Annotated in this window: 22 protein-coding genes; 2 read left to right on the top strand and 20 right to left on the bottom strand. The window is 45.7% G+C overall.

Features of this window, described 5'->3' with window-relative positions:
• Nucleotides 1-13: 13 nt before the first annotated feature.
• The 3 genes from pflB to parE all read right to left on the bottom strand — a co-directional run bounded on the left by pflB (nucleotide 14) and on the right by parE (nucleotide 7,074).
• Nucleotides 14-2,242 carry a formate C-acetyltransferase gene (gene pflB, locus BMZ71_RS06695; protein WP_086989113.1) on the bottom strand — a complete coding sequence of 743 codons (2,229 nt, stop codon included), beginning with the start codon at nucleotides 2,240-2,242 and terminating at the stop codon, nucleotides 14-16.
• A 300-nt stretch (nucleotides 2,243-2,542) separates the two neighbouring features.
• Nucleotides 2,543-4,978 carry a DNA topoisomerase IV subunit A gene (parC, locus tag BMZ71_RS06690; RefSeq protein WP_086989133.1) on the bottom strand — a complete coding sequence of 812 codons (2,436 nt, stop codon included), beginning with the start codon at nucleotides 4,976-4,978 and terminating at the stop codon, nucleotides 2,543-2,545.
• A gap of 26 nt (nucleotides 4,979-5,004) precedes the next feature.
• On the bottom strand, nucleotides 5,005-7,074 hold the full coding sequence (parE, locus tag BMZ71_RS06685) for a DNA topoisomerase IV subunit B (protein ID WP_086989112.1): 2,070 nt from the start codon (nucleotides 7,072-7,074) through the stop codon (nucleotides 5,005-5,007).
• A gap of 182 nt (nucleotides 7,075-7,256) precedes the next feature.
• On the opposite strand from parE, the gene plsY reads away from it, so the two are divergent.
• Nucleotides 7,257-7,859, top strand: a complete 603-nt coding sequence (gene plsY / locus BMZ71_RS06680) for a glycerol-3-phosphate 1-O-acyltransferase PlsY (RefSeq protein WP_086989111.1) — start codon at nucleotides 7,257-7,259, stop codon at nucleotides 7,857-7,859.
• Nucleotides 7,860-7,929: 70 nt separating this feature from the next.
• On the opposite strand, the gene BMZ71_RS06675 is transcribed toward plsY, so the two are convergent.
• From BMZ71_RS06675 to BMZ71_RS06600, 16 genes are all read right to left on the bottom strand, one after another.
• The gene (locus BMZ71_RS06675) at nucleotides 7,930-8,802 is read right to left on the bottom strand and encodes an aldose 1-epimerase family protein (protein WP_086989110.1); all 873 of its coding nucleotides are present in this window, start codon (nucleotides 8,800-8,802) and stop codon (nucleotides 7,930-7,932) included.
• Nucleotides 8,803-8,838: 36 nt separating this feature from the next.
• The gene (gene codY / locus BMZ71_RS06670; RefSeq protein WP_086989109.1) at nucleotides 8,839-9,657 is read right to left on the bottom strand and encodes a GTP-sensing pleiotropic transcriptional regulator CodY; all 819 of its coding nucleotides are present in this window, start codon (nucleotides 9,655-9,657) and stop codon (nucleotides 8,839-8,841) included.
• A 72-nt stretch (nucleotides 9,658-9,729) separates the two neighbouring features.
• Entirely contained in the window at nucleotides 9,730-11,139 is a 1,410-nt protein-coding gene (gene hslU / locus BMZ71_RS06665) for an ATP-dependent protease ATPase subunit HslU (RefSeq protein WP_086989108.1), read from the bottom strand.
• 16 nt (nucleotides 11,140-11,155) lie between these two features.
• Complete coding sequence (gene hslV, locus BMZ71_RS06660) at nucleotides 11,156-11,680, bottom strand: HslVU peptidase proteolytic subunit (RefSeq protein WP_086989107.1); 525 nt, start codon at nucleotides 11,678-11,680, stop codon at nucleotides 11,156-11,158.
• Nucleotides 11,681-11,683: 3 nt separating this feature from the next.
• Complete coding sequence (gene xerC, locus BMZ71_RS06655; protein WP_086989106.1) at nucleotides 11,684-12,610, bottom strand: tyrosine recombinase XerC; 927 nt, start codon at nucleotides 12,608-12,610, stop codon at nucleotides 11,684-11,686.
• 71 nt (nucleotides 12,611-12,681) lie between these two features.
• Nucleotides 12,682-13,992 (bottom strand): FADH(2)-oxidizing methylenetetrahydrofolate--tRNA-(uracil(54)-C(5))-methyltransferase TrmFO, encoded by a 1,311-nt coding sequence (trmFO, locus tag BMZ71_RS06650; protein WP_086989105.1) that lies wholly within the window; start codon nucleotides 13,990-13,992, stop codon nucleotides 12,682-12,684.
• A 17-nt stretch (nucleotides 13,993-14,009) separates the two neighbouring features.
• Nucleotides 14,010-16,079 carry a type I DNA topoisomerase gene (gene topA, locus BMZ71_RS06645; RefSeq protein ID WP_086989104.1) on the bottom strand — a complete coding sequence of 690 codons (2,070 nt, stop codon included), beginning with the start codon at nucleotides 16,077-16,079 and terminating at the stop codon, nucleotides 14,010-14,012.
• Nucleotides 16,080-16,194: 115 nt separating this feature from the next.
• Nucleotides 16,195-17,103, bottom strand: coding sequence for a DNA-processing protein DprA (gene dprA / locus BMZ71_RS06640; protein ID WP_086989103.1), 909 nt, complete (start codon nucleotides 17,101-17,103; stop codon nucleotides 16,195-16,197).
• Nucleotides 17,104-17,195: 92 nt separating this feature from the next.
• Nucleotides 17,196-17,972 (bottom strand): ribonuclease HII, encoded by a 777-nt coding sequence (locus BMZ71_RS06635; RefSeq protein WP_086989102.1) that lies wholly within the window; start codon nucleotides 17,970-17,972, stop codon nucleotides 17,196-17,198.
• The gene (gene ylqF, locus BMZ71_RS06630) at nucleotides 17,969-18,847 is read right to left on the bottom strand and encodes a ribosome biogenesis GTPase YlqF (protein ID WP_086989101.1); all 879 of its coding nucleotides are present in this window, start codon (nucleotides 18,845-18,847) and stop codon (nucleotides 17,969-17,971) included. The genes BMZ71_RS06635 and ylqF overlap by 4 nt, the downstream gene beginning before the upstream one ends.
• Nucleotides 18,848-18,933: 86 nt before the next feature.
• Complete coding sequence (gene lepB / locus BMZ71_RS06625; protein ID WP_086989100.1) at nucleotides 18,934-19,596, bottom strand: signal peptidase I; 663 nt, start codon at nucleotides 19,594-19,596, stop codon at nucleotides 18,934-18,936.
• 33 nt (nucleotides 19,597-19,629) lie between these two features.
• Nucleotides 19,630-20,178, bottom strand: a complete 549-nt coding sequence (lepB, locus tag BMZ71_RS06620) for a signal peptidase I (protein ID WP_086989099.1) — start codon at nucleotides 20,176-20,178, stop codon at nucleotides 19,630-19,632.
• 162 nt (nucleotides 20,179-20,340) lie between these two features.
• Nucleotides 20,341-21,813 carry a S41 family peptidase gene (locus BMZ71_RS06615; RefSeq protein WP_086989098.1) on the bottom strand — a complete coding sequence of 491 codons (1,473 nt, stop codon included), beginning with the start codon at nucleotides 21,811-21,813 and terminating at the stop codon, nucleotides 20,341-20,343.
• A gap of 21 nt (nucleotides 21,814-21,834) precedes the next feature.
• On the bottom strand, nucleotides 21,835-22,536 hold the full coding sequence (gene deoD / locus BMZ71_RS06610) for a purine-nucleoside phosphorylase (protein ID WP_086989097.1): 702 nt from the start codon (nucleotides 22,534-22,536) through the stop codon (nucleotides 21,835-21,837).
• Between the two features lie 21 nt (nucleotides 22,537-22,557).
• Entirely contained in the window at nucleotides 22,558-22,782 is a 225-nt protein-coding gene (locus BMZ71_RS06605; RefSeq protein WP_068560712.1) for a YozE family protein, read from the bottom strand.
• Nucleotides 22,783-22,797: 15 nt separating this feature from the next.
• A complete protein-coding gene (locus BMZ71_RS06600; protein WP_086989096.1) occupies nucleotides 22,798-23,421 on the bottom strand; it encodes a YpmS family protein in 624 nt (207 codons plus the stop codon).
• Between the two features lie 180 nt (nucleotides 23,422-23,601).
• Between BMZ71_RS06600 and trhA the strand changes: the two genes are divergently transcribed.
• Nucleotides 23,602-24,252, top strand: coding sequence for a PAQR family membrane homeostasis protein TrhA (gene trhA, locus BMZ71_RS06595; RefSeq protein WP_232309294.1), 651 nt, complete (start codon nucleotides 23,602-23,604; stop codon nucleotides 24,250-24,252).
• On the opposite strand, the gene BMZ71_RS06590 is transcribed toward trhA, so the two are convergent.
• Nucleotides 24,249-24,990 (bottom strand): transposase (locus BMZ71_RS06590; RefSeq protein ID WP_143071398.1); only part of this gene is annotated, 742 nt, incomplete at its 5' end. The genes trhA and BMZ71_RS06590 overlap by 4 nt on opposite strands.

Here is a 24,990-nt window from a genome sequence, read left to right as displayed (position 1 = left end):
AGGGTGAAACAAATTACATCATTTCGTGCATTGTACGGTTGATTACGTCCATTTGTTGTTCACGAGTCAACTTGATGAAGTTAACAGCGTATCCGGAAACGCGGATCGTCAATTGCGGATAGTTTTCAGGATGATCCATTGCATCAAGCAATGTTTCACGGTTGAATACGTTGACGTTCAAGTGATGGCCACCTTTAGCGATGTATCCATCCAACATTGTTGCAAGGTTGTCTTTTTGTACTTCCTCTTCGCGTCCCAATGCTTTAGGGATGATCGAGAATGTATTGGAGATACCGTCCAATGAATATTTGTAAGGGATCTTAGCAACTGAAGACAAGCTTGCCAAAGCGCCGTGTGTATCTCTTCCGTGCATTGGGTTAGCACCAGGTGCGAATGGTTCGCCGGCTTTACGTCCGTCTGGCGTGCTACCAGTTTTCTTACCATATACCACGTTTGAAGTGATCGTAAGGATAGAAGTTGTCGGGATTGAGTTGCGGTATGTTTGATGTTTCTTAACTTTGCCCATGTATTGTTTCAACAAGTCGATACCGATTTGGTCAGCGCGATCATCATTGTTACCGTATTTAGGGAAGTCGCCTTCGATTTCGAAGTCAATCGCAATGCCATTTTCGTCGCGGATAGGTTTAACTTTCGCGTATTTAATAGCTGAAAGTGAATCGATCGTCACTGAGAAACCAGCGACACCAGTCGCCAATGTGCGGACAACGTGTGTATCATGTAACGCCATTTCTAATGATTCGTAAGAATATTTATCGTGCATATAGTGGATAACGTTCAATGTATTCACATACAAAGCTACGATCCAGTCCATCATAACATCGAATTTCTCGGCAACTTCATCGTAATCAAGGTACTCTGAAGTGATTGGTTGCAATTTAGGTCCGACTTGTTTTTTCTTCGTTTCGTCAACCCCACCGTTGATAGCGTAAAGCAATGTTTTGGCCAAGTTAGCACGCGCTCCGAAGAATTGCATTTGTTTCCCGATTCTCATCGCGGAAACGCAGCATGCGATGCCGTAGTCGTCGCCCCATTCAAGGCTCATGATGTCATCATTTTCGTATTGGATTGCGCTTGTTTCGATAGACATTTTAGCACAGTATTTCTTGAATCCTTCAGGCAATTTAGTTGACCAAAGGACTGTCAAGTTAGGTTCTGGAGCAGCTCCCAAGTTAGTCAATGTGTTCAAGAAACGGAAGCTTGATTTTGTAACCATTGAGCGTCCGTCATGTGCCATACCTGCGATTGCTTCAGTAACCCATTGAGGATCCCCTGAGTACAATTCTTGATATTCTGGCGTACGTGCAAATTTGATCATACGTAATTTCATTACGAAGTGGTCAACGATTTCTTGTGCTTCTTCTTCAGTCAATGTTCCGTTTTCCAAATCGCGTTGGATATAGATATCCAAGAAAGTGGAAGTACGGCCTAATGACATTGCAGCACCGTTTTGTTGTTTAACAGCTGCCAAGTAGCCGAAGTATAACCATTGGAAAGCTTCTTTAGCGTTTGTGGCTGGTTTGGAAATATCGAATCCATAGATGTTTCCCAATTCTTTCAATTCTTTCAAAGCGCGGTATTGTTCGCTGAATTCTTCTCTCAAACGGATGATTTCTTCAGTCATTGTGCCGTCGCCGATCTTAGCGAATTCTTTCAGTTTGTCTTGCATCAGGTAGTCCACGCCATACAAAGCAACACGACGGTAATCGCCGATGATGCGTCCGCGGCCATAAGCATCCGGCAAGCCTGTGATGACGCCGGTTGTTCTTGCTGCGCGCATTTCTGGAGTGTACGCGTCAAATACGCCTTGGTTATGTGTTTTTCTGTAATCACGGAAAATCATTGAAACTTCTGGATCAACTTTGTAGCCAGCTTCTTCACAAGCCTGTTCGCTCATACGGATACCGCCGAAAGGCATCAAGCTGCGTTTAAGTGGTTTTTCAGTCTGGAAACCAACAATTTGCTCTTTTTCTTTATTCAAGTAACCCGCTGCATGTGATGTGATGGAAGAGACAACTTTTGTATCCATATCCAATACGCCGCCAGCTTCTCTTTCTTGTTTTGTAAGATCCATTACTTGATCCCATAATTGAGTAGTGGTTTCAGTAGGGCCAGCCAAGAAACTTTCGTCGCCTGTATATTCAGAGAAGTTGTTGATGATGAAGTCTCTTACGTCGACTTCTTCTTTCCAAGTTTTACCTTTAAAACCTTGCCACTGTTCCATTATATGTTCCTCCTATAAAGTGCCCTCACATTGTGATATGTGTAACAGGTTTCTACACGAACATTATAACACGTACAGATAAAAGTGCAACAACTATCAATCTTTTTTCCGAACTTTTTGTATTATTTGAAATAAATCTTTTTAAACCTTGTTATGTAGGGATTTCCAAAAGAATTTTTACGATTAAAGCTTCTGATTAGTTAGTGAAACCTTTATTTTGACCAAAAATCTGTTTCATAAAAAAACGGAAACTGTACTATTACACAGTTTCCGTTTTGATATTTTGTTTATAACAGAAAATTAGGAAATTCTAATTTGTGAAAAATCAAACTCTTTTTCGATATCCGATACTTCGCCATCGGTCTTCTCGTTGATTGCGAAGCTGCCGTTGGAATATCTCGGACTGAATGGCGTTTCTTTGCTTTCCACCATAATAGTCTTGCCGTTGCTCGTTCGGATTGCATAATGATTAGGGATGGACAGATTGCAATCCATAAAAATGATCCGGTGTGGCTTGGCCTTCAGCTCCTTCAGAAGCATCAACCCTCGTTTTGCTCGACCCAAAATCGGAACTTCTCCGGATTTGAATTTTTTGATGTTCCCTCTTTGTGTAAGCACAAGAATCGGGAACTCATCATCACCTTCTTTAAATGCGGCTCCCCCTACTACAAAATCTCCTTCTTTCAGGTTAATGGACTTAACTCCGCTGGCGCGCGTTCCGATGATGCCCACCTCGCTGACGGCGTATCGCAAACTAAATCCGAAGTGCGTCACCAACAGAACCTCGTAATTTTGCTTATCCTCCAGACGTTGGATTGAAACGATCGTATCTGTCTCGCTCTTCATCTTCATGGCGACTGCCTTTTTATTCCTGTAACCACGGAAAGTCCGGAAATCGCTCATCAGTGTCTGTTTGATGTACCCTTCTTTTGATACAAAAAGAAGGGTACCGGTTGGTTCACCGTTATTCGGAATCATTTCCACACTGATGATTTTCTCCTCCGAAGCGAAGGGAATGTTTTGCGAGATATGATGGCCCGTATCTTTCCATTTCAACTCCGGCAACTCATGTACCGGGAAATGAAGATAGTCCCCCTTGTTGGTGAACATCACGATGGCATCCAGGGTCGAAGCTTTCCCGACAAATAGCGGCTTATCTCCTTCGCGCAAGCCGATTTCTTCGATTGTCGACGCTCCAAAAGAACGCAGGCTGGTACGCTTGTAATAGCCTTCTTTAGTGATTACGACAATGACTTCTTCTATCGGCACCAACACTTCCGTATCGATTTTGATTTCCTCGATCTCATGCTGGATTGTAGTCCTGCGAGGGTTAGCGTATTGCTTTTTGACCGTGGCAAGCTCATTTTTCATCACAGCGTACAATGTTTTTTCTTGCTTCAGAATTTCATGGTACGTCGCAATCTGCTCATTCAGTTCCAACTTTTCGTTTTGCAGGGCAGTGATATCCGTGTTGGATAACCGGTACAGTTGTAACGAAACGATAGCTTCCGCTTGCGCTTCCGAAAAAGCATATTGCCTCATCAGATTCTGTTTCGAGTCCTTTTTGTCTTTGCTGTCACGGATCAATTGAATGACTTCATCAAGGATCGAAATCACTCTGATTAATGCATCCACAATGTGCAGGCGCGTCTCTGCCTTCTTCAGGTTATAATTTGTCCTGCGGGTGATGACGATTTTCTGATGACGGATATAAGCTTTCAGTATTTGGTGCAACCCGACCTGCATCGGACGACGTTCATCGATTGCGACCATATTGAAATTATAGTTCACTTGCAGATCCGTATTCTTGAGCAGATAATTGAGAATCCCCTCTGCATTTGCCTCTTTTTTCAGTTCAACGACAATCTGGAGTCCCGAGCGATCCGATTCATCCCGCACTTCAGCGATTCCTTCGATTTTACGGTTAATGCGGATTTCATCCATCCTCTTCACAAGCGTCGCTTTATTGACGTCATAAGGAATCTCCGAAATGACGATTTGCTGTTTGCCGCCACGAATGCTCTCTATGGACGTGCGCGAACGGACAACAACTTTACCTTTTCCGGTTCTGTATGCATCCTGCAAGCCTTCCAACCCCTGAATGATTGCTCCGGTAGGGAAGTCAGGTCCTTTAACATATTTCATAAGCGCTTTGAGCTCCGCATCAGGATGATCGATCAGGTGCAAAGTTGCATCGATGACTTCACCTAAATTATGCGGCGGGATATCGGTTGCATACCCTGCGGAAATGCCGGTAGCGCCGTTCACCAAGAGATTCGGGTATCTGGCAGGCAACACGGTAGGTTCCTGATCGGTATCGTCGAAGTTCAGTACAAAGTCTACTGTTTCTTTATCGATATCGCGTAGCAATTCTGCAGAAATTTTCGAAAGACGTGCTTCGGTATACCGCATCGCTGCAGCTGAATCGCCATCCATGCTTCCGTTATTGCCGTGCATTTCGACCAATACTTCTCGCATCTTCCAATCCTGACTCAAACGGACCATCGCTTCATAGACACTGGAATCGCCATGGGGATGGTAATTACCGATGACATTCCCGACAGTTTTAGCTGATTTTCGGAAGCCTTTTTCCGAAGTGTTCCCGGCAACATCCATCGCATAAAGAATCCGTCTTTGGACAGGTTTCAGTCCATCGCGGATATCAGGCAAAGCCCGATCTTGGATGATGTACTTCGAATAGCGTCCGAAACGATCTCCCATTACGTTTTCAAGCATCAGCTCTTTAATTTCCAGATTATCCACTATTGTTCACCACTTTCAAAATCTAACGAAATCTGCTCCATGTCGTGAGCGGTCTGTTGACCAGAAGACGCTTTTTTAACTTTATCTTGAAGCTGCGTCTGTCCGCTATCGGAAGTCGGTGCAAGATCTTGCTCCAAAATGCTCTTATCATCGGCCATCGAAAATTCGACATGCTTCTCGATCCATTTTCTTCGCGGTTCGACTTTGTTCCCCATCAGTGTCGTGACACGGCGCTCGGCTTGGGCCTTGTCGTCGATGAGAACCCGGATCAACGTTCTGGTTTCTGGGTCCATTGTAGTATCCCATAGCTGATCCGCGTTCATTTCTCCCAGTCCTTTATAGCGTTGCAAGATGTAGCCCTTACCGATGATGTCGATCTTTTCCTGCAGCTCCTTTTCGGTCCATGCGTATTCTATTTTTTCGTTTTTGCCGAAACCCTTGGATATTTTATAGAGGGGCGGTTGCGCCAGATAAATTTTCCCGGCTTCCAGCAGCGGTTTCATGTATCGATAGAAGAAAGTCAGCAACAGGATCTGAATGTGTGCACCATCCGTGTCCGCATCCGTCATAATGATAATTTTGTCATAATTGCAATCCTCGATATCAAAATCCGCCCCGACGCCCGCGCCTACTGTGTAGATGATCGTGTTGATTTCCTCGTTCTTCAGTATATCTTGCATGCTCGCGCGTTCAGTATTGATGACTTTCCCACGCAGCGGGAGAATCGCCTGGAACTTGCGGTCGCGTCCTTGTTTGGCGGATCCGCCGGCGGAATCACCCTCGACTAGGTATAGTTCGTTCTTTTTCGGATTTTTGCTTTGCGCAGGTGTCAACTTGCCGGACAACAGCGATTCGTTTTTTTGGCGTTTTTTGCCATTTCGCGTCTCTTCACGGGCTTTTCGCGCTGCATTTCTGGCCTCTCTGGCTTTGAGGGATTTCCTGGCAAGCATTTGGGCCGTTTCGCCATTCTCGGTCAGATAGATGCTCAATTTTTCGCTGATGAGGCCATCAACGGCGGCCCGCGCTTGTGGTGTGCCTAATTTTTCTTTCGTTTGGCCTTCGAATTGCAGCAGATTCTCTGGAACGCGCAAGGACAACACTGCCGAAAGACCTTCACGGACATCACTGCCTTCGAGATTCTTCTCCTTCTCTTTGATCAGGTTCATTTTCCGGGCGTATTCGTTGAAGGCTTTGGTGATGGCTGTCTTCGCACCGGTTTCGTGGGTGCCGCCATCCTTAGTGCGGACGTTGTTGACGAAAGACAAAATCGTCTCCGAATAACCATCGTTATACTGGAAGGAAAATTCAATTTCAATCCCATCTGCTTCTCCACTGAAATACACGACATCATGCAGTGTATCTTTTTCTTCATTTAAGTAAGCAACGAATTCCTTGATTCCTTCTTCGAAGTAAAAAGTATCGCTTTGTTCCGTCCGTTCATCTTTCAGCGTGATGGTCAACCCTTTCAATAAAAAGGCTGATTCCCTGAACCGCTCCGCCAAAACCTCATAGGATAACTGCGCTGTTCCGAAAACTTCCTTGTCGGGCAAAAAGTGAATCGAAGAGCCTGAACCTTTTGCGGCACTTTTTGCCTTAGTCAATTTACTGGCAGGTTTCCCGCCATCCTTGAATTTCATCGTATAGACTGTGCTCTCTCGGATGACGGACACTTCCAACCACTCGGACAGGGCATTGACGACACTTGCACCCACACCATGGAGGCCTCCTGAAGTTTTGTAGCCTCCTTGACCGAATTTGCCACCAGCATGCAACACTGTGAAAATGACTTGGATGGTTGGTACACCTGAAGCGTGTAACCCAGTCGGCATGCCGCGGCCATTATCTTTGACACTAATGCTTTGGTCTTCGTGGATCGTGATATCGATTTTATCGGCAAACCCCGATAAAGCCTCGTCAACTGCATTGTCGACTATTTCATATACTAAATGATGCAGTCCACGTGCGTCGGTCGAACCGATATACATACCTGGCCGTTTCCTGACTGCTTCAAGTCCTTCCAACACTTGGATGGAGTCGTCATTGTATTTATTCTCATTATTTTGTGCCATAAAAAAACTCCTTCATCTCTGTTCTGAACCGAACATCTATTCTATCATACTGTATAATTTTCACTTTGAAAAGTATTAAAAATAAGACAGAATTCTGACTCCTATAGGAAAAATGTGGATTAAATGGTAAAATGAACTGGAATTGTTTTATATTGGAGTTTTAAATTAGGAGTGAAGTGAGAATGACAGCAGTCGTCATCGTCCTGGCCTATCTTTTGGGTTCCATCCCTTCAGGCATTTGGATTGGAAAATATTTTTATCATACAGACATCCGCACATACGGCAGCGGGAACAGCGGAACGACGAATACCTTCCGCGTTTTAGGGAAAAAAGCTGGTACAATCGTCTTGATCATGGACATGCTGAAAGGCTCGGCGGCAACTTTACTACCGATATGGTTAGGGGCTGAAATTCACCCTTTGCTGGCCGGTGTTGTGGCAGCATTAGGGCATACCTATCCCCTTTTTGCGGGATTCAAAGGTGGTAAGGCAGTCGCTACAAGCGGCGGCATCATTTTGGCTTATAACCCCCTTTTTTTCACAGAAGCCATCATCGCTTTCGTCATCTATCTTTATTTTTCCAGAATGGTCAGCTTATCCAGCATATTGGTCTGTTTTACGGCAATTTTCCTTTCCTTCTTTTTTAAGGATTGGCCGTTGACGATTGTGACGATCCTTTTGACGGTTTTCATCATCTATCGTCACCGTTCCAACATTTACCGGATCAAGAATGGGACAGAAAGCAAAGTACCTTTCGGCTACAAATCAAAGAGCGTCAAAGAATAAAAGAATAAGGCAGGACCGTAAATCATTGCTGATTTACGGTCCTGCCTTTTTAGTGTAACTAGGCAACGATCTAGAAGAACGCGATCCTGTGGACATAATAACGTTTATTTCCTGGTTCAAGTGGTTGGATGGCTGTTTTCCGTTCCAACACCCCATCCGAATCCGACCTGTCAGCCAATCCGCACCAAGGTTCCAAACAGACGTAAGTTGCGTCTTGCTGCGGCTTCGTCCAAATACCTAAGTAGTCAAAATCTTCATAGGACATTGTAACTCCGTGCTCGCCTTTTTTAGATGCCAACGTCACCGTCGTCGGTTCCGGTGTTTTCAAAATAATGGCATCATTCTGGAATAGTTCTCTTTGCAGCGGGAAATTGTTCTGCTCCACTTCAAGTGCTTTGTCTGCGGCTAGATACGGCCCTTCCAGCAATAAGCGCTCTCGGGAAGTTTCAGGAGTCATCTTGACGTAATAATCTTCGAATGCCTCACCCTCCGTCAACGGAACGTTAAAGCCTGGATGCCCCCCAATCGAATAATACATCGTATTTTCATCAAGATTCTTCACCTTGTAAATGACGGACAACTGGTTCTCGAACAATTGATAAGTCAACTGCAATTCAAACAAAAATGGATAAACATCTTTGAAGTGACCGTTCGGCGCAAGAATGAACGTAATGCTGTCAGTCAGACGCTCATGCACTGAAAATTTCGAGTCGCGGGCAAAACCGTGTTGTCCCATTGGATAAGTGTTACCTTTATATCGGAAGGAGTCCTCCTTCAGGCGTCCTACGAAAGGAAATAGGACAGGGGCATGTCTGTTCCAAACTTTCTCATCAGCTTGCCAAATATATTCGATACCAGTTTTCTTTGCGATTACACTGGATACTTCTGCACCTTTATCTTTTACGGTTACTATAAGGTGCTCATTTTCGATTACAAACTCCATGACATTTCCCCCTAGTTTGGCTTTACACCAATTTGATTACTGATCATTTCTTTGATTCAAAGCCTTTTTTAAAGCATCAAGCAATTCTGGGGAAACGACTCTGATGAATGTCCCCTTCATGCCGAGCGATCTCGTCTCGAGAATGCCGGCTGATTCCAGCTTCCTTAAAGCATTCACAATCACGGAGCGCGTTATATTTTTTTCTTCCGCAATTTTCGATGCGGTGATGCGTTCCTCTAAGGATGGAAAACTCTCAAAAATAGCTTTGACTGCTTCCAGTTCGCTGAAAGACAAGGATTTTATTGCAATTTGGATCAGTGTCGTCACTCTTGTTGCCTCTTCCGTACGCAAATTGATGCTATGCAGCAACTCAATACCGATTACGGTGGCCCCGTGTTCGGCAAGAATCAAGTCGCTGCTGTCAAAAGCCGGAAACATACGTGCCAAAATCAAACTCCCCAAACGCTTGCCGGAAGCAAAAATCGGAACGATTGTTGTGACACCTGTAATAAACAAGTCTCTACTCTCAATCGGAAAGGCAGTGAAATCAGATTCAATGCCGATATTCGCGGTCGTTTGAAATAAAGCAGAGAGATTTTGGGCATACTGTTCCGGAAATTTCTTATCCTCCAGCATTTGTTTGATGCGGGTATTGTTGATATCGGTCGCCTCGCTGTAGCCCAATAGATTTCCGGATAGATCGATCAGATACGTGTTGGCTCTTAAAATATCACCAAGTACGCTTGCCATTTCCGTAAAAGGCAATGCTGTCGCTTCGCCACTGTTAGTGACAAACCCACCCTCTTTTTGAAGCATGTGGTTGATCCTTCTCAACTTTTCTAATAATTCGTCCATGTTTCCCCCCATACGATCATCCATCAGAAAATATCCACAAGGTTTATCTATCCTGAAGGGGATTATTTATGCTTAAAGGATATATCTTCTTAAATCTTTATTTTCTACAATTTTCTCAAGCTTTTCATCGACATAATGTTCTGTTATGGTAATTTCTGTACCAGGTATTTCGGAAGCTTCGAACAACAAATCCTCCAATAATTTTTCCATGATCGTATGCAGCCGTCTAGCTCCGATGTTATCGGTTTCCTGGTTAACCTCAGTCGCGATGGCAGCCATCTTCCGGATAGCTTCCTGGGTGAAAGTGATATCGACGTCTTCAGTTGCCAACAACGCAGTGTACTGCTTTAGCATCGCATTATTGGGTTCGGTAAGGATTCTGACGAAATCATCTTCCGTAAGGTCATTTAATTCTACGCGGATCGGGAAACGACCTTGCAGTTCCGGGATGAGATCGCTTGGCTTGGAAACATGGAACGCGCCGGATGCGATGAAGAGGATGTGATCTGTTTGGAGTGTCCCATACTTGGTGGAAACCTGGCTTCCTTCGACAATCGGAAGGATATCCCGTTGCACACCTTCCCGCGACACTTCACCTGAATTTTGTGATTTGGAAGTGATCTTATCGATTTCATCGATGAAAATGATGCCGTTGGTTTCGGCCAACTTCAAAGCTTCCTGCGAAATATCATCCTTGTTGACCAGTTTGTCGGTTTCTTCCTGCACAAGTACCTCGATAGCATCTTCGACCAAAAGTGTCCGCTGGATTTTCTTTTTCGGCGTCATGGATTCGAATGCCGACTGAAGCATCATCATTTGTTCGTTGTTTCCGCCGCCACCTAAGGGATTTGCTTGTTTTTCCTCCACTTTTATGGAGACTTCACGCTTATTCAGAAGTCCTTTACGCAATTGTTCAATGATTTCCGCTCTGCTCTTGGCGATTTCGGCGGTCACTTCTTCAACTTCTTCTTCCTGACTTTCCGGCAGAGGCATCCCTAGATTCTTGAACATATTTTGCCAGTCATTCATACCTTCCTGTTTGGGCTTAGCTTTTTTGGTACCCGGCCTCATTACCTTTGAGAGCCTTTCTAAAGCAGCCTCATAGGCTTTCGCATAGACATCGCTACGCTTCTGCTTTTCGACAATCTGAATGGCGTTCTCCATCAGGTCCCGGACCATCGACTCAACGTCGCGGCCGACATAGCCGACCTCTGTGAATTTAGTGGCCTCGACCTTGACGAAGGGTGCTTCGACCAATAAGGCCAAGCGTCTCGCCAGCTCGGTCTTTCCTACCCCGGTCGGCCCGATCATCAGAATATTTTTCGGCGTCACTTCTTTTTGCATATCGGCATCCAATTTTTGTCTCCGGTAGCGATTCCGCAAAGCGACAGCGATTGCTTTTTTTGCGGCATCCTGGCCGATGATATAACGATCGAGCTCCTTGACGATTTCTCTGGGTGTTCTGTTGTGCTGTTCCTTCATTATATTAGCCACCTATCTAAAATTCTTCAACAATGATGTTTTCGTTAGTAAATACGCAGATTTCTGAGGCGATTTTGAGGCTTTCGTAGGCGATTTCCTTAGCGGAAAGATCGGAGCCTCTTCTTTTCAGCGCTCTTGCTGCAGCCAAGGCATAATTTCCGCCCGATCCGATCGTCAGGATGCCATCATCCGGTTCGATGACTTCCCCACTTCCGGAAACAAGCAGCATCTGTTCCTTGTTCATGACGATCAACAACGCCTCCAGTTTCTGAAGAGCGCGATCTCCCCGCCATTCTTTAGCCACCTCAATGGAGGCGCGCAGCAAGTTTCCTTTGTACTGATTCAGTTTCTCTTCAAATTTGTCCTCAAGGGTGAACGCATCCGCTACGCCGCCTGCGAAACCGACGATGACTTCATCATGATAGATGCGTCTGATTTTTTTTGCGGTCCCTTTCATGATGACGGATTCCCCCATCGTTACCTGGCCATCACCCGCCATGGCTGAACGTCCGTTGTGCTGCACTGCGCAGATTGTTGTCATTTGTTATTCCCCCTGTTTTTTGCTGTCCCGTTTCGCCCGTGGATGGAATTTGTTGTAATTCCTTTGGAGGGCATCTTTCGTTACATGAGTGTATATTTGCGTGGAAGACAGGCTAGCATGTCCTAAAAGTTCCTGGACTGTCCGCATATCTGCTCCGTTGTTCAACATATCGGTCGCAAACGTATGCCGCAGCATATGCGGATGCAAGGTACCGGTCAATCCGGTTTTTTTCATGATCTGTTTTAATATGTATTCAATACCGCCTGCCGTGAGCGGATCACCCAAGCGGCTCACAAAGAGATAATCGTGATTGCGTTGGTGTTTAGCCATCAATTCTGTCCGGGTCATTTCCAGATATTCCTGAATGGCAGCGGCGGCATAATGGCCGAAGGGCACATAACGTTCTTTGTTTCCTTTTCCGAAAATTAAAATGACACCCAATTCGAAGGAAACATCCTGTAACTTGATGTTCTTGCACTCGCTGACACGCATTCCGGTCGCATAAAACAATTCCACCAGCGCTCGGTTCCGATAGTCGAGCATTTCCGTCCCTTCGGCTGCGCGCAATAGTTTTTCCAACTCTTCTTCGTATAAGTACTGCGGCAAACGCAATTGCTTTTTCTTGAATGAGATATAGGATAAAGGGTTTTCATCAAGAAGGTCATTGCGGATCAGGAAGTGATAGAATCCCCTCAGGCTGGACAATGTGCGCGAAATCGTATTCCGACTCAGTTTTTGTTCGTCCAAAAAACTCAAATACAGTCGGACATCATACAATTTCACCGCCAGCAAATTGCTGGTTCCACTTTCCTCAAGAAAGGATTCAAATTTTTTCAGGTCAAACAGATAGGCCTTGACGGTTTCGTCGGAATAGCGCCTCTCGATAGCCAAATATTTTATGAAACGATCGATTAATTCTTGATTAGACAAAAAAATCCCTCCAACATCTTATGACTAAATTTATCACAATGTTGGAGAGATTTCAATGTAAGTTGGCGAACTTAAATCGTTTGCACGAATTCGTCCAGAGCAGCCAATGCTTTATCGGCTATCATCTGGTTTTTGAGCTGTTTATCGCGGATTTTCTTGCCGCCTAAAGGTTCAATGATCCCGAAGTTGGCGTTCATCGGTTGGAAATGTTTGCTGTCTGTATTTGTGATGTAGTGGGACATCGCACCGATCATCGTCTCTTTCGGGAAGACAACACATTCCTGTCCGCTCGCCATTCTGGCGGCATTGAGGCCAGCCAACAGCCCGCTTGCAGCACTCTCGACATATCCTTCAACTCCGGTCATCTGGCCGGCGAAGAACAGGTCGTCGCGTTTTTGGCTCTGATAGGTGGCGCGCAGAATTTTTGGAGAGTTCAGGAACGTATTCCGATGCATGACTCCGTAACGTACAATCTCAACATTTTCCAACCCCGGGATCATTCGCAGGATCCGTTTCTGCTCTCCCCATTTCAGGTGAGTCTGGAAACCGACAATATTGTATAGGGATCCGGCAGCGTTGTCCTGACGGAGCTGCACAACCGCATAGGGAATCTTTCCAGTCTTCGGATCTTCCAGTCCGACCGGTTTCATCGGACCGAACAGCAACGTTTTTTCACCTCTTGAGGCCATCACTTCGAATGGCATGCACCCATCGAAATATTTTTCTTCCTCGAATTCTTTCAATGGGGCTACTTCAGCCGTAATCAGTTCATGATAGAAGTTTTCGAATTCCTCTTTGGTCATCGGACAGTTCAGGTAGGCGGCTTCACCTTTGTCATAACGCGACTTCAAGTAAACCTTCTCCATATTGATGCTATCTTTTTCCAACACGGGTGCGGCGGCATCATAGAAGTACAATCCTTCCGTTTCAATGAAATGTTGAATCGATTGGCTTAATGGTTCAGAAGTCAAAGGGCCAGTCGCTACCACCGTGATCCCTTCAGGCAATTCCGTCAGCTCATCCAGATGGATTGTGATATTGGGATGTTCTTCCAATGCTTTCGTAACATAAGCTGAAAAATTTTCTCGATCGACCGCCAAAGCGCCGCCCGCAGGAAGCGCGGTCGCATCAGCCGCTTGGATGATGAGGGAATTCAGATGACGCATTTCTTCCTTTATCAATCCGGCGGCGTTCGTGACTTGGTTCGCCCGCAGTGAATTGGTACAGACCAATTCCGCGAAGCCTGAAGTATGGTGGGCAGGCATCATCTTTTTCGGCCTCATCTCATAGAGATCGACTTGGATACCCTGCTCCGCTATTTGAAAAGCCGCTTCGCTTCCGGCCAAGCCGGCTCCGATCACGGTAACTCTTCTACTTGTCATAGTATGCCTCCATAACGTTATTTCTGTATGTCTTCCTCGTATTCACAATGACTGCATTTCACTTGGATGCCGCCTTTGACCTTCTTCTCAACAAGATACTGTTGACATTTCGGGCAATCACGGCCAATCGGTTTGTCCCAGGAGATGAATTCGCACTCTGGGTAACGATCACACCCATAGAATATCCGATTTTTCTTGGATTTCCTCTCGATGACCTCGCCTTTTTTGCACACAGGACACGTCACGTTGATTTTCTTGACGATCGGCTTCGTGTTGCGACATTCCGGGAAATTGCTGCATGCATAGAATTTTCCGAATCTGCCGATTTTGATGACCATCGGATGGCCGCATAATTCGCAATCGAATCCGGCAGGCTCGTCCTTGATCTCAATTTTTTCGATCTCGACTTCCGCTTTCGCTAGCTCTTCGGCGAATGGCTTATAAAAACGATCGACTACTTTAACCCATTCCATTTCTCCCTCTTCGACACTGTCTAGATCTTGTTCCATCCCGGCAGTGAAGGAAATATTCACGATATCCGGGAAATAAGTGGAAATCAAACCGTTTACGATCGTACCCAATTCGGTTGGTTCGAAACGTTTTGCTGTCACTTTTACGTAATAACGCTTCTGGATCGTTTCGATTGTCGGCGCATAGGTCGAAGGTCTACCGACACCGTTCTCCTCCAAAGCTTTGATGAGCGTTGCTTCCGAGTATCGAGCCGGCGGTTGTGAGAAATGCTGATTCGGGTCGATGTCTTTTGAGAAAACCGTATCGCCGACAGCCATTTCCGGAAGAAGGTTATTTTTTTCCTTGGAATTGCCTTCTACGTAGACTTTGCGGTAACCGGCAAAGTTCTCCTTGGAACCTGTCGCGCGGAACATAACATCCTCATGCTTGAGATCTACCTTCATCGTATCGAAGATTGCCGGAGTCATTTGGCTAGCCAAAAAGCGTGCCCAAATCAATTGGTACAATTTGAACTGATCCTTCGTCAAGAAAGGCTCGATTTCGCTTGGAACCCTCAAAACACTTGAAGGACGGATGGCTTCATGGGCATCCTGCGCCGATTGAGATTTTTTTTTCTCACGTTGTTTCTCGATGGCATATTCTGGGCCATATGTACCTGTTATGTATTCATGGGCTTCTTCAATCGAACCGGCTGAAACACGTGTGGAATCCGTTCGCATATAGGTGATCAGTCCAACTGAGCCCTCTTTGCCGAGTGCGATCCCTTCGTAAAGTTCTTGCGCGACCATCATCGTTTTCCGCGTACGGAAATTCAGTTTGTTGGCGGCTTCCTGCTGCATGCTGGAAGTCGTGAAAGGCTGAGCCGGATTACGTTTTTGTTGTTTCTTCGTAACATCGGTGATTTCAAAGACATTGGATGTAATCTTCTCCAGCACCGCATCCGCTTCCTCTTTTGTCTTCAACTTCAGTTTCTTCCCGTCCAACCCGTAAAATGCCGCCTGAAAAACATGTTTGTCCTTCAGGAAAGTGCCGTCTATTGTCCAAGACTCCACAGGCTCGAAACCGGCAATCTCTTCCTCACGGTTGATGATCAGTTTCAGCGCAACGGACTGAACCCGTCCGGCACTCAAACCTTTTTTGACTTTCTTCCATAGTATGGGTGAAATGGAGTACCCTACCAGACGATCCAAGATTCTTCGGGCCTGCTGGGCTGAGACAAGATCCATATTGATCGGTCTTGGGTTTTTGAGTGCTTCTTTAACTGCATCTTTGGTTACTTCATTATAAACGACACGGATATTGTCTGCTGGGTCCAAGCCCAACAAATGTGCAAGATGCCATGAGATGGCCTCCCCTTCTCTATCCGGGTCGGAAGCCAAGTAAATTTTTTCTGCCTTGTGTCCATATTTTTTCAATTCTTTTATAAGGTCGCCTTTACCACGGATGGAAATATAGTCCGGTTGGTAGTCATTTTCGATATCAACCGCCATTCGACTCTTTGGTAAATCGCGTAAGTGGCCTTTGCTCGCTACCACTTTATAGTTTCTGCCAAGATACTTTTCTATCGTTTTGGCTTTAGTAGGTGATTCCACGATGACTAAATATTTATAAGCCAAAGAAACGACTCCTCTCAACGAAATATTTTGTATGTATATTTCTGTCATTTAAATCGTTTCCCATCTTATGCCATAAACTAGGTGTTTGTCAAATGGAAGTTATTTCGAAGATGCTTCAGTTCCACTGCGTTCTCATTTCCTCCAGCACGTCAGTCGCATTCAAAACGCAAGCAGCACCGGCCTTTATCAATTGATTGGTACCGACGCTGAGGTGGCTGGTAATATTTCCTGGGACCGCAAAAACATCTCGATTTTCCTGCAAGGCTAGATTCGCAGTTATAAGGCTTCCACTCTTTTCTGTTGCCTCGATCACCAGTGTTGCCGATGAGAGATTGGCGATCAAGCGATTTCGCATCGGAAAATGATATCGTTCCGGCTTTGAGCCCAAAGGATACTCACTGATGACAAGCTGTTCCGCCATCATTTTCCGCTGAAGGGAAGCATTTTCTCTTGGATAGGTGACATCCAACCCTGTTCCGATGACCCCGATCGTTGCTCCACCGTTTTCGATTGCATAAGCATGAACCATCTTATCGATTCCCTTGGCGAGCCCGCTCACCATCGTGATGCCCTCCACAACCAACGGCGGTATCATTTCATTCAGGACTGCCTTTCCATAGGCGGACGGACTGCGGCTGCCTACGACACTTAAACACGGCTGCTCCAATAAACCGATATTACCCGCGCAGAACACCACAATTGGAGGCAGATAGCTATTAAACCAGCCCTCCGGATAACCATTATCCAGAATGGTCAAAATCTGAATATCATTGCTCCGGTAAAGTTCCAGTAATTCCTCATAAGACATCCTGCTGTAGGCTGTTTGTATGGCTGACTTTAGTTTCTGCTGTTTTGATTCATTGGCCATCGGAACATAACCTTTGATGTTCTCTTCTATTGAATAATCCGGATCCCTCATCCAAGACAAATAGAGATGCTTCATGAAATGTGGCGTGCACACGCCAGTCATTGCATGATAAATCAACTTATCGCGGACCGTCAGATCCTCGTGGTTCATTTCCATAAAAAAACTCCTTTGCGTACAATCTGATAAGATAATACGCAAGGAGTTGCATTAAGCTTTATTCAATTGTTTGCATTTGGAGTACAGAATGTTTACTGATCTCTCAGCATGCTTTTGATAGGATCAAACGTCTTCCGGTGGATAGGGGTAATACCATGCGATTCCAAACCGGATAAATGCAGTTGGGTGCCATAGCCGGCGTTCTTCTCAAAACCATAGTAAGGATATTGAATCGCATATTCGGACATCAGGCGATCACGGTATACTTTCGCGACAATGCTCGCCGCAGCGATGGAGACCGATTTGGCATCACCTTTAATGATCGATTGCTGCTCGATCGGCAAAGGAAGCTTCATGGCATCGATCAGCAGGCTGTCCGGTTCTTGTTTCAGATTGGCGATCGCCTGCATCATCGCCAGTTTCGTGGCTTCATAAATATTCACGGCATCAATCGTTTCCGGGGAAATCAATCCGATCCCGACATCGGCAATGGCCATGATCTGATCGTATAGTTGCTCCCTTTTTTTTGCAGAGAGTTGTTTCGAATCGTTGACCGGAAGGAAAGGGAGCTCTGCCGGCAGAATGACGGCGGCAGCGACCACCGGGCCGGCTAACGGGCCTCTGCCGACTTCATCGATACCTGCGATGGCAAGCCGGCCATTTGCCTTCAGTTCCTCTTCGAAGGCCATCATCTGGATTTGCCGTTCTTTCAAGGCGAGGTCGAGTTGATAATTCCGCTCCCACGATTTGATCGCGGCTTGGACGCCTTTGCGGGAGTCGGCTCGGATCGTTGTCCATCGTGGATCTTCCAACGATCGGATTTCCTGCAACTGCTCCTTGATGGCAGCGATGCTCAATGGTTTGTTCATTCCGCTAAGTCCTCTCCAGCCTCCGCCAGTTTAACGGGAACCTGATCCAAAGTATAAGGCCCAAGTTTGCCGCCGCGGATATCAAAAATGATTCTCTCGCTGGCACGGCTGTAATCCTCGCCAAAGCGCAGTTTCGTGGTCAATTCCATCAACAGGTCCGGAATCGCTCCTTCGAATTCTTTTTCGTCCACCTTATAGAATGCCTGCAATCTGCCTGGATAATACTGCATAAAATGACGCAACGCGAATAAAGCGACATCATCCTTGTGGAAAACGGTATCCTTGATTGCTCCGGTTAGGGCAAGTTTTTGACCGATCAGCTGATCCTCGAATTTAGGCCACAGTATCCCCGGAGTGTCCAACAACTCGAAATCACCGCCGATTTTCAGCCATTGTTGCCCTTTTGTCACACCAGGTCGGTTTCCGGTCTGGGCTCGATTCTTCTGCATCAATTTATTGATCAAAGTTGACTTCCCGACGTTAGGGATGCCAAGGATCATCAAACGGATGGCGCGAGGTTTGACGCCTTTAGCGATCATCGCCTGCGTTTTATGCGCCATCATCGCTTTCAGTTCTCTTTTGATGTTCTCTACATCTTTATTGTTAAGCGTCGAAATCGAAACGGCTCGCTGCGCTTTGTTATCCTGTTTGAAGTATTCCACCCATTCTTTTGTGGCTGTCTTATCCGCAAGGTCAGCCTTATTGAGCACAATCAATCTTGGTTTGTTTCCGATGATATCGTCGATCAATGGGTTCCGACTCGATTCCGGAAGGCGCGCATCCAGCAACTCAATCACCAAATCGACCATTTTTAATTTTTCTAACGCTTCACGTTTCGCTTTTGCCATGTGGCCTGGAAACCATTGTATTAACATATTGACACTTCCTTTTCTAAGTAAATCCTTCGCTTCCATTTCAAGACAAAACACAAGTGCAAATACACTTGTGTGCGGTTGTCTCTTTATTCTTCTGCCCCATTATCAGCAATGATCCCTATTTTGTTTAAAGGCCACAGTCTTAAATCAGCTGTCCCTTCGATTTGCGCTGCGGGGATAAATCCGAAGACACGACTATCTTTCGAAACAACGCGGTTGTCCCCCAAGACGAAATACGTATCTTCAGGAACGGACGTTTCCCCAGTCATGTCAAATAAGGTTTCATCCAACATCAGCATTTGTCCTGAATCCTCTCTCAGCGGCTCCAGATAGTGCTCCTCGATTTTTTCGCCGTTGATATAAAGTTCATCCTGGAAATAAGTGATTTCGTCACCAGGAAGCCCGATGACGCGTTTCACATATTCTTCATCCGTCCCGTCAGGAGCAGGAAACACGACGATATCAAAACGATCAACTTCGGCCAATTTGTTCAGGATCAGCCGATCTCCCGTCTCCAAAGTGGGTACCATCGAATCACCGACAACCTGGAACGGATAAAACAGATAAGTCCGGATGACAACGAACAGCACAAAGGCAATCGCCACCGAAAGAAGCAGGCTCAGCGCTTCCCGAAAAAAGCCACCTCGTTTTTCCGGTTGAATATCTTTCTTTTGTTCGACTCCGAATCTTTCGTTCCTTGAAACAAAACCAGAGTCTTGGTAATCATGATTTTTATTTCCAAATGACATCGAATCACCCTTTCTTATAAACCCAGTCGGTTCTTAATTTTCAATAAAGCCAAAATCCTCAAACGGAAAATACACCATTGCAGCTTTTCCGGCTATATCAGCCTGTGGCACAAAACCGAATATCCGGCTGTCCCGGCTACGCACTCGATTGTCCCCAAGCACAAAATAACTATCCTCCGGGACTATCTCAACTCCTGTCAAGGAAAACAAATCAAAATCAGAAGTGAAAACATCCATTCCCTGTTGCTGCTCCGTCCCAAGAAAAGGCTCTTCGATGACCTCTCCATTCAGATACAGCTGATCCTCACTGTATGAAATGGAATCACCCGGTAACCCGATGACTCTCTTGATGAGCGTTTGCCCATCTTCATTGCTGAAGATGATGATATCAAAGCGATCAATGTCCGAAAATGTCTCATATAAGAGATAGTTGCCCTGTGCTAGCGTTGGACTCATTGAGTCGCCTTCAACTTTCAACGGAATGAAAACATAAAAACGGATGATGAGCACCAGCAACAAGGCTAAGATGATCGCCTTCACCCAATCCCAAATCCCATCCTGCATCTTTTTATCTACTTTCATCGGTATCAACCTTTTTGGTTATAGTTTACGAAAACAATACTCATAGTTTAGCATATTTTACGCACAAAAAGAATTGCAACAAATCCAAAGGCGATACTTCCAAGCAATTCCGGACATTACAAAAAGGTTTGGCCCTTCGAAAAAGCAGCCAAACCTTTCGGACTATTCGTTCCCCATCAATATTTCCACAGCTTTATCATACTGTGTATCGTTCTCCGTAAGAACTTCGCGCAATTTTTCAACAATAGCCAACGCGGTGTCGCCCGTTACGATTCCGGTTGCATCCAGCTCATTTGCAGCTTGGAATGAGGCTACCTGTTCGACAGTAGCTTCATCGTAGTAACCGTCTGCTTCGACCGCGTATCCGATGGCGTTCAGCATCGCTTCCACATTCTTGACCTCTTCCGAGACAGTTCCTTCTTCATAGGTTGCCGTAGAATCGATAATCGTTAAAGTGGCGTATTCCGGAAGAGCAACTTCGTAGTCCACAGCAATGCCTTTTTGGTGGATCCAGTTGCCGTTTGGCGTCAGCCACTTGGCAACCGTCAATTTCAACTCGCTGCTTTCGGTCAACGGATACACTGTCTGCACAGTCCCCTTGCCGAAGGTTGTCGTCCCAACCAACGGAATTTCGGATGATTCCTGCAGAGCTCCCGCGACGATTTCCGATGCACTGGCACTTCCCTCATCAACAAGCAGTACGCTTGGTTCGGTTATCTTGAAATCTCCGAACTCGCTTTCGCTGGCCACAATCTTATTCGGCTCGGCATCTTTTTCTTGCGTCTGCATGATGACGTCGCCGTCGTCAAGGAACATATTGCTGATCTTCAGAGCTTGATCCAACAAACCGCCTGGATTCTGCCTGAAATCAAACACAAAGGATGTGGCGCCTTGTGTACGCAGATCCGTTACAGCGCTGACGATATCGTCATAGGTCGGCGTCGAGAAACTGGAAACGTGGACGATGCCGATTTCCGGATATTCTTCATCCAGTTCAAAAGTCACCGTTTCGATCGGAATCGTGTCTCTGGTGATATTCACTTTGAATGTCTGGTCACCGCGAACGATTTCCAGGACCACTTCACTTCCTTTTTCGCCTCTGATCAGCGCGACTGCTTCGCTTGCCGTTAAGCCCTGCAATGATTCGCCATCCGCACTGAGAATGATGTCATTCGGCAACAGTCCTGCTTTTTCAGCTGGAGAGCCCTTGATCGGCGAAACGATGACAATCTGCTGATTCAAGGACATGATTTCAGCTCCAATTCCTTCGAATGAGGCGGAAATCGTCTCATCCAAGTTCTCGCTCTCTTCTGTGTTCAAGTATTGACTGTAGGGATCGCCGACTGCTTCCACCATGCCGCTCAAGGCACCCTCAATCAACGCCTCTTTATCGACACCTTCGACATAATTATTGAGCAGTGTCTGATAGACAGCTCCGATGCGTTCGGATGCAGCTATATCCAATGTCGAACTGTTTGTGCCTTGGATAATCTCTACTGTCGATGGGAGAGTAACGCTCCTGCCGATCCACGCATACGTCCCGCCAATAGCCGCAATTGCGACGATAAGTAAGGACAGGAAGTAGATGGAGAGCTTGACTCCACGTTTTTTTAGTTTATGACCGTTGTTGCCCATTCAAAGTACACCTCTTTAAGATTATAGGATAGATTCTAAAGCAACGAGCATCATGTCATCGAACGTAGTTTCACGCTCTTCGGCAGTCGTCTCTTCCCCTGTCAGGATATGGTCGCTGATGGTCAATAAAGCTAAAGCTTTCCGGTTGTATTTGGCGGCCAGCAAGTAGAGACCGGCAGCTTCCATTTCCACGGCCAGAACGCCATAGTCAGCCAACTTTTGTTTATCCAACTCTTCATTGTAGAAGCGGTCCGAAGACAGGACATTGCCGACGTGGACGGATAGATTTCTTTCCTTCGCAACCAGGTAGGCATTGTGCATCAATTCAAAGCTACAGATTGGCGCAAAATTGACTTGACCATTGAATGTATTGCTGACAACGCTGGAATCGGTGGTCGCTCCTTGGGCAATGACGATATCACGCACATGGATATCTTTTTGGATTGCCCCTGCGGAACCGACCCGGATTAAATTCTGTACATTGTACTCAGTGATCAATTCGTTTGCGTAAATCATGATGGAAGGCAAACCCATCCCTGTGCCTTGGACAGAGACACGTTTACCTTTGTATGTCCCCGTATATCCGAACATGTTCCGGACAGAATTGTACTGTTCGACATTCTCCAAATAGGTCTCGGCAATATACTTCGCTCTCAATGGGTCGCCCGGCAATAAAACAGTTTCCGCGATTTGACCAGGTTTTGCTGCAATGTGTGTACTCATTTCATTTCCTTCTTTCTTTATCTAGTTTTGGTTTCTCTCGATGTATACTTCGAACAACTCATCAAATACGGACATGAACTCTGTGTACTCTCCGCTCAATTCCAGGTAATCGGCAAGTTCGTGATAATCGGTCATTTGCTTCGGAAAGCCGATATCCTCGGAAACCCGGTTCGCAAATGCTGTTTTTTTGTCCTTTTTGTATGGGTCTCGATACGTCAGGATGAAAAGGTAAAAAGATTGTCTCATAAATTAGGCCTCTTTCTATTTTAACAAATTTTCTGCTGGTATGCTTACTTCAAACGAATATTCTTTCGTCTCTTTATCGATCGAAAGCAAGCGGATGGCACTCTCTTTCGGAAGTTTGATGTTGGCCAAATTCATCAGTACGGTTTCCGAATCCGCATCCAAGCTGACGAATGCAGGCAATTCCAAAAATTGAGCCAAAAGAGTCAAGGCTTCCTTTTCGGGCAAAGACAGCCCACCTAGGGAAATATCGGTCACCTTCAGCTGCAGATTACCGTCCGTTGTCGCATGCGGCTCTCCTGTTAGAGCGAACAGGATCGAAAGCCCCAAAAGTACAGTCTCTCCTTTTAAAGTCACCGCATCCGTCATCTCCAACGAGTAGCCATCCAAGCTCTGCTCGGATTTCAGATATTCATTGGCGATGACCGCCAATTCGTTATTGCTCAAGGACAACCCTATCGAGAGCTGATCCGCTGATTGCGTCGTGGTTAGAGCATCAGTCGCTGTTTGGCTAGGCTGAACCATCGCAATTTTCGAGAAAATCCAAATTGCTGCCAGCACCAGTATGAGCGACAAGGTTATGAATCCAATTTTCCATGGATTCGGACTATTCCTCACACTTCTTTGTTGATTGATTCCCATTGAACTCGCTCCTTTAAAGATATCTTTCTGAAAGTCCCAATCTTTTTTTGCGGAAGGGATACTATGATTTTCTAAAGCTTACCATTTAATGTGCTATAATGCATTCAGAAGGACGTTGTTGGAGACTGTTTTTTTCTTTGGCCAAAAAAAATTGCTGTCAGGCAACAAGGAGGAATGAATGTGACTACTTTTCCGCAAACAGAAGGCAGACGCAAAATCATCGTAAACGAAGTGTTGAATGCCGTAACGCATGGAATCGGGACCTTGCTTAGCATCGTAGGATGCGTCTTACTCATTTTGAAGGGGTCCCAATCAGGAAACGTTACAGAAGTCGTAGCTTATGCCATTTACGGTGCTTCGATGATTTTACTTTTTCTGTCATCGACGCTCTATCACAGTTTCAGTATGACCCGCTTCCAAAAGATATTCCGCTACATCGATCACGCAGCCATATATTTGTTGATTGCAGGGACGTATACGCCGTTTTGTTTGATTGCGGTACGTAACGGTCAAAGCAGAGCTTTGTTCATTGCCGTTTGGGCAATCGCAATCATCGGCATTATCCTGAAGATCTTTTTCGTCGGAAAATTCAACGGTATTTCCACCCTCTTGTACTTGGGTATGGGATGGATGGCGCTGTTCATCATTCAACCGATGTACCAGACACTCGGTCTGAACGGCATTGTGCTGATCGCTTTAGGTGGTTTGAGTTACAGTTTGGGGACTATTTTTTACTCGAACAAAAAATACGGCTTTATGCATGTCATTTGGCATCTCTTTGTTATGGCAGGCGCCGCTTTTATGTTTTTCGGCATCTTCTTGTATGTTTAAAAACAGAAAATCAATAACATCATGCAAAGCAAAAATTGGGACTGGGAAATAACTAGCTCCAAATAAAAAGAAACACAACAGAAACCAGCCTTTTTTTGACTGAGGATCTGTTGCGTTTCTTTTTTCGTTGAATGATGTGAGAATTGGGCAGTCCACCTGCCCAATTCCAGCATCAATTTCGTCAAGTTCATGGCCATGAGCATCAGGCCGATATCATTGTGAACGGCTTGTTTGCCTCGCACATGAACCCGGCGCATACCAAAATGACCCTTCATGCGACCGAAAACCGTTTCTACGTCAATCTTTCTTTGCGCGTAGATCCGTTTCCCCGTTTCGCTTTCCAGGTTTTCTTTTACTTGTTGCTTGAAGTACTCCCAGTTGTAGTTGACAGAGGTTGTTCGCAGCTTGCCCTTCGGGGTCCTCGCCAGCTCGTTTAACCGGCTGTCTTCCTGCTCTTTATCTGCTTTGTAGACCTTGAACTGACGCTGAAACCCATTTTTATCGGTCCGGGTGCTGTAGTGGGAGAAGCTGAACCACACCCCATCGGGGTCCACGTATGTATCCGCAATTTCGTCATAGTCCCAGTTAGCACGGTACTGGGGATTATTTTTATATTTTTTTTTCTGTTCTGCATGGTACATACCGTACGGAATCAACGGCACTTTTTCGTAATCGTCGATGATGCTTTGATAATTTTCTTCACTGCCATACCCCGCATCGGCCACAATATATTGAAAC

Origin of the sequence: Trichococcus flocculiformis (assembly GCF_900113645.1) — a bacterium.
GTDB classification, from domain to species: Bacteria; Bacillota; Bacilli; order Lactobacillales; family Aerococcaceae; genus Trichococcus; species Trichococcus flocculiformis.
Note: the sequence above shows the minus strand (reverse complement) of the source record. Positions and strands in the feature narration are given on the sequence as shown.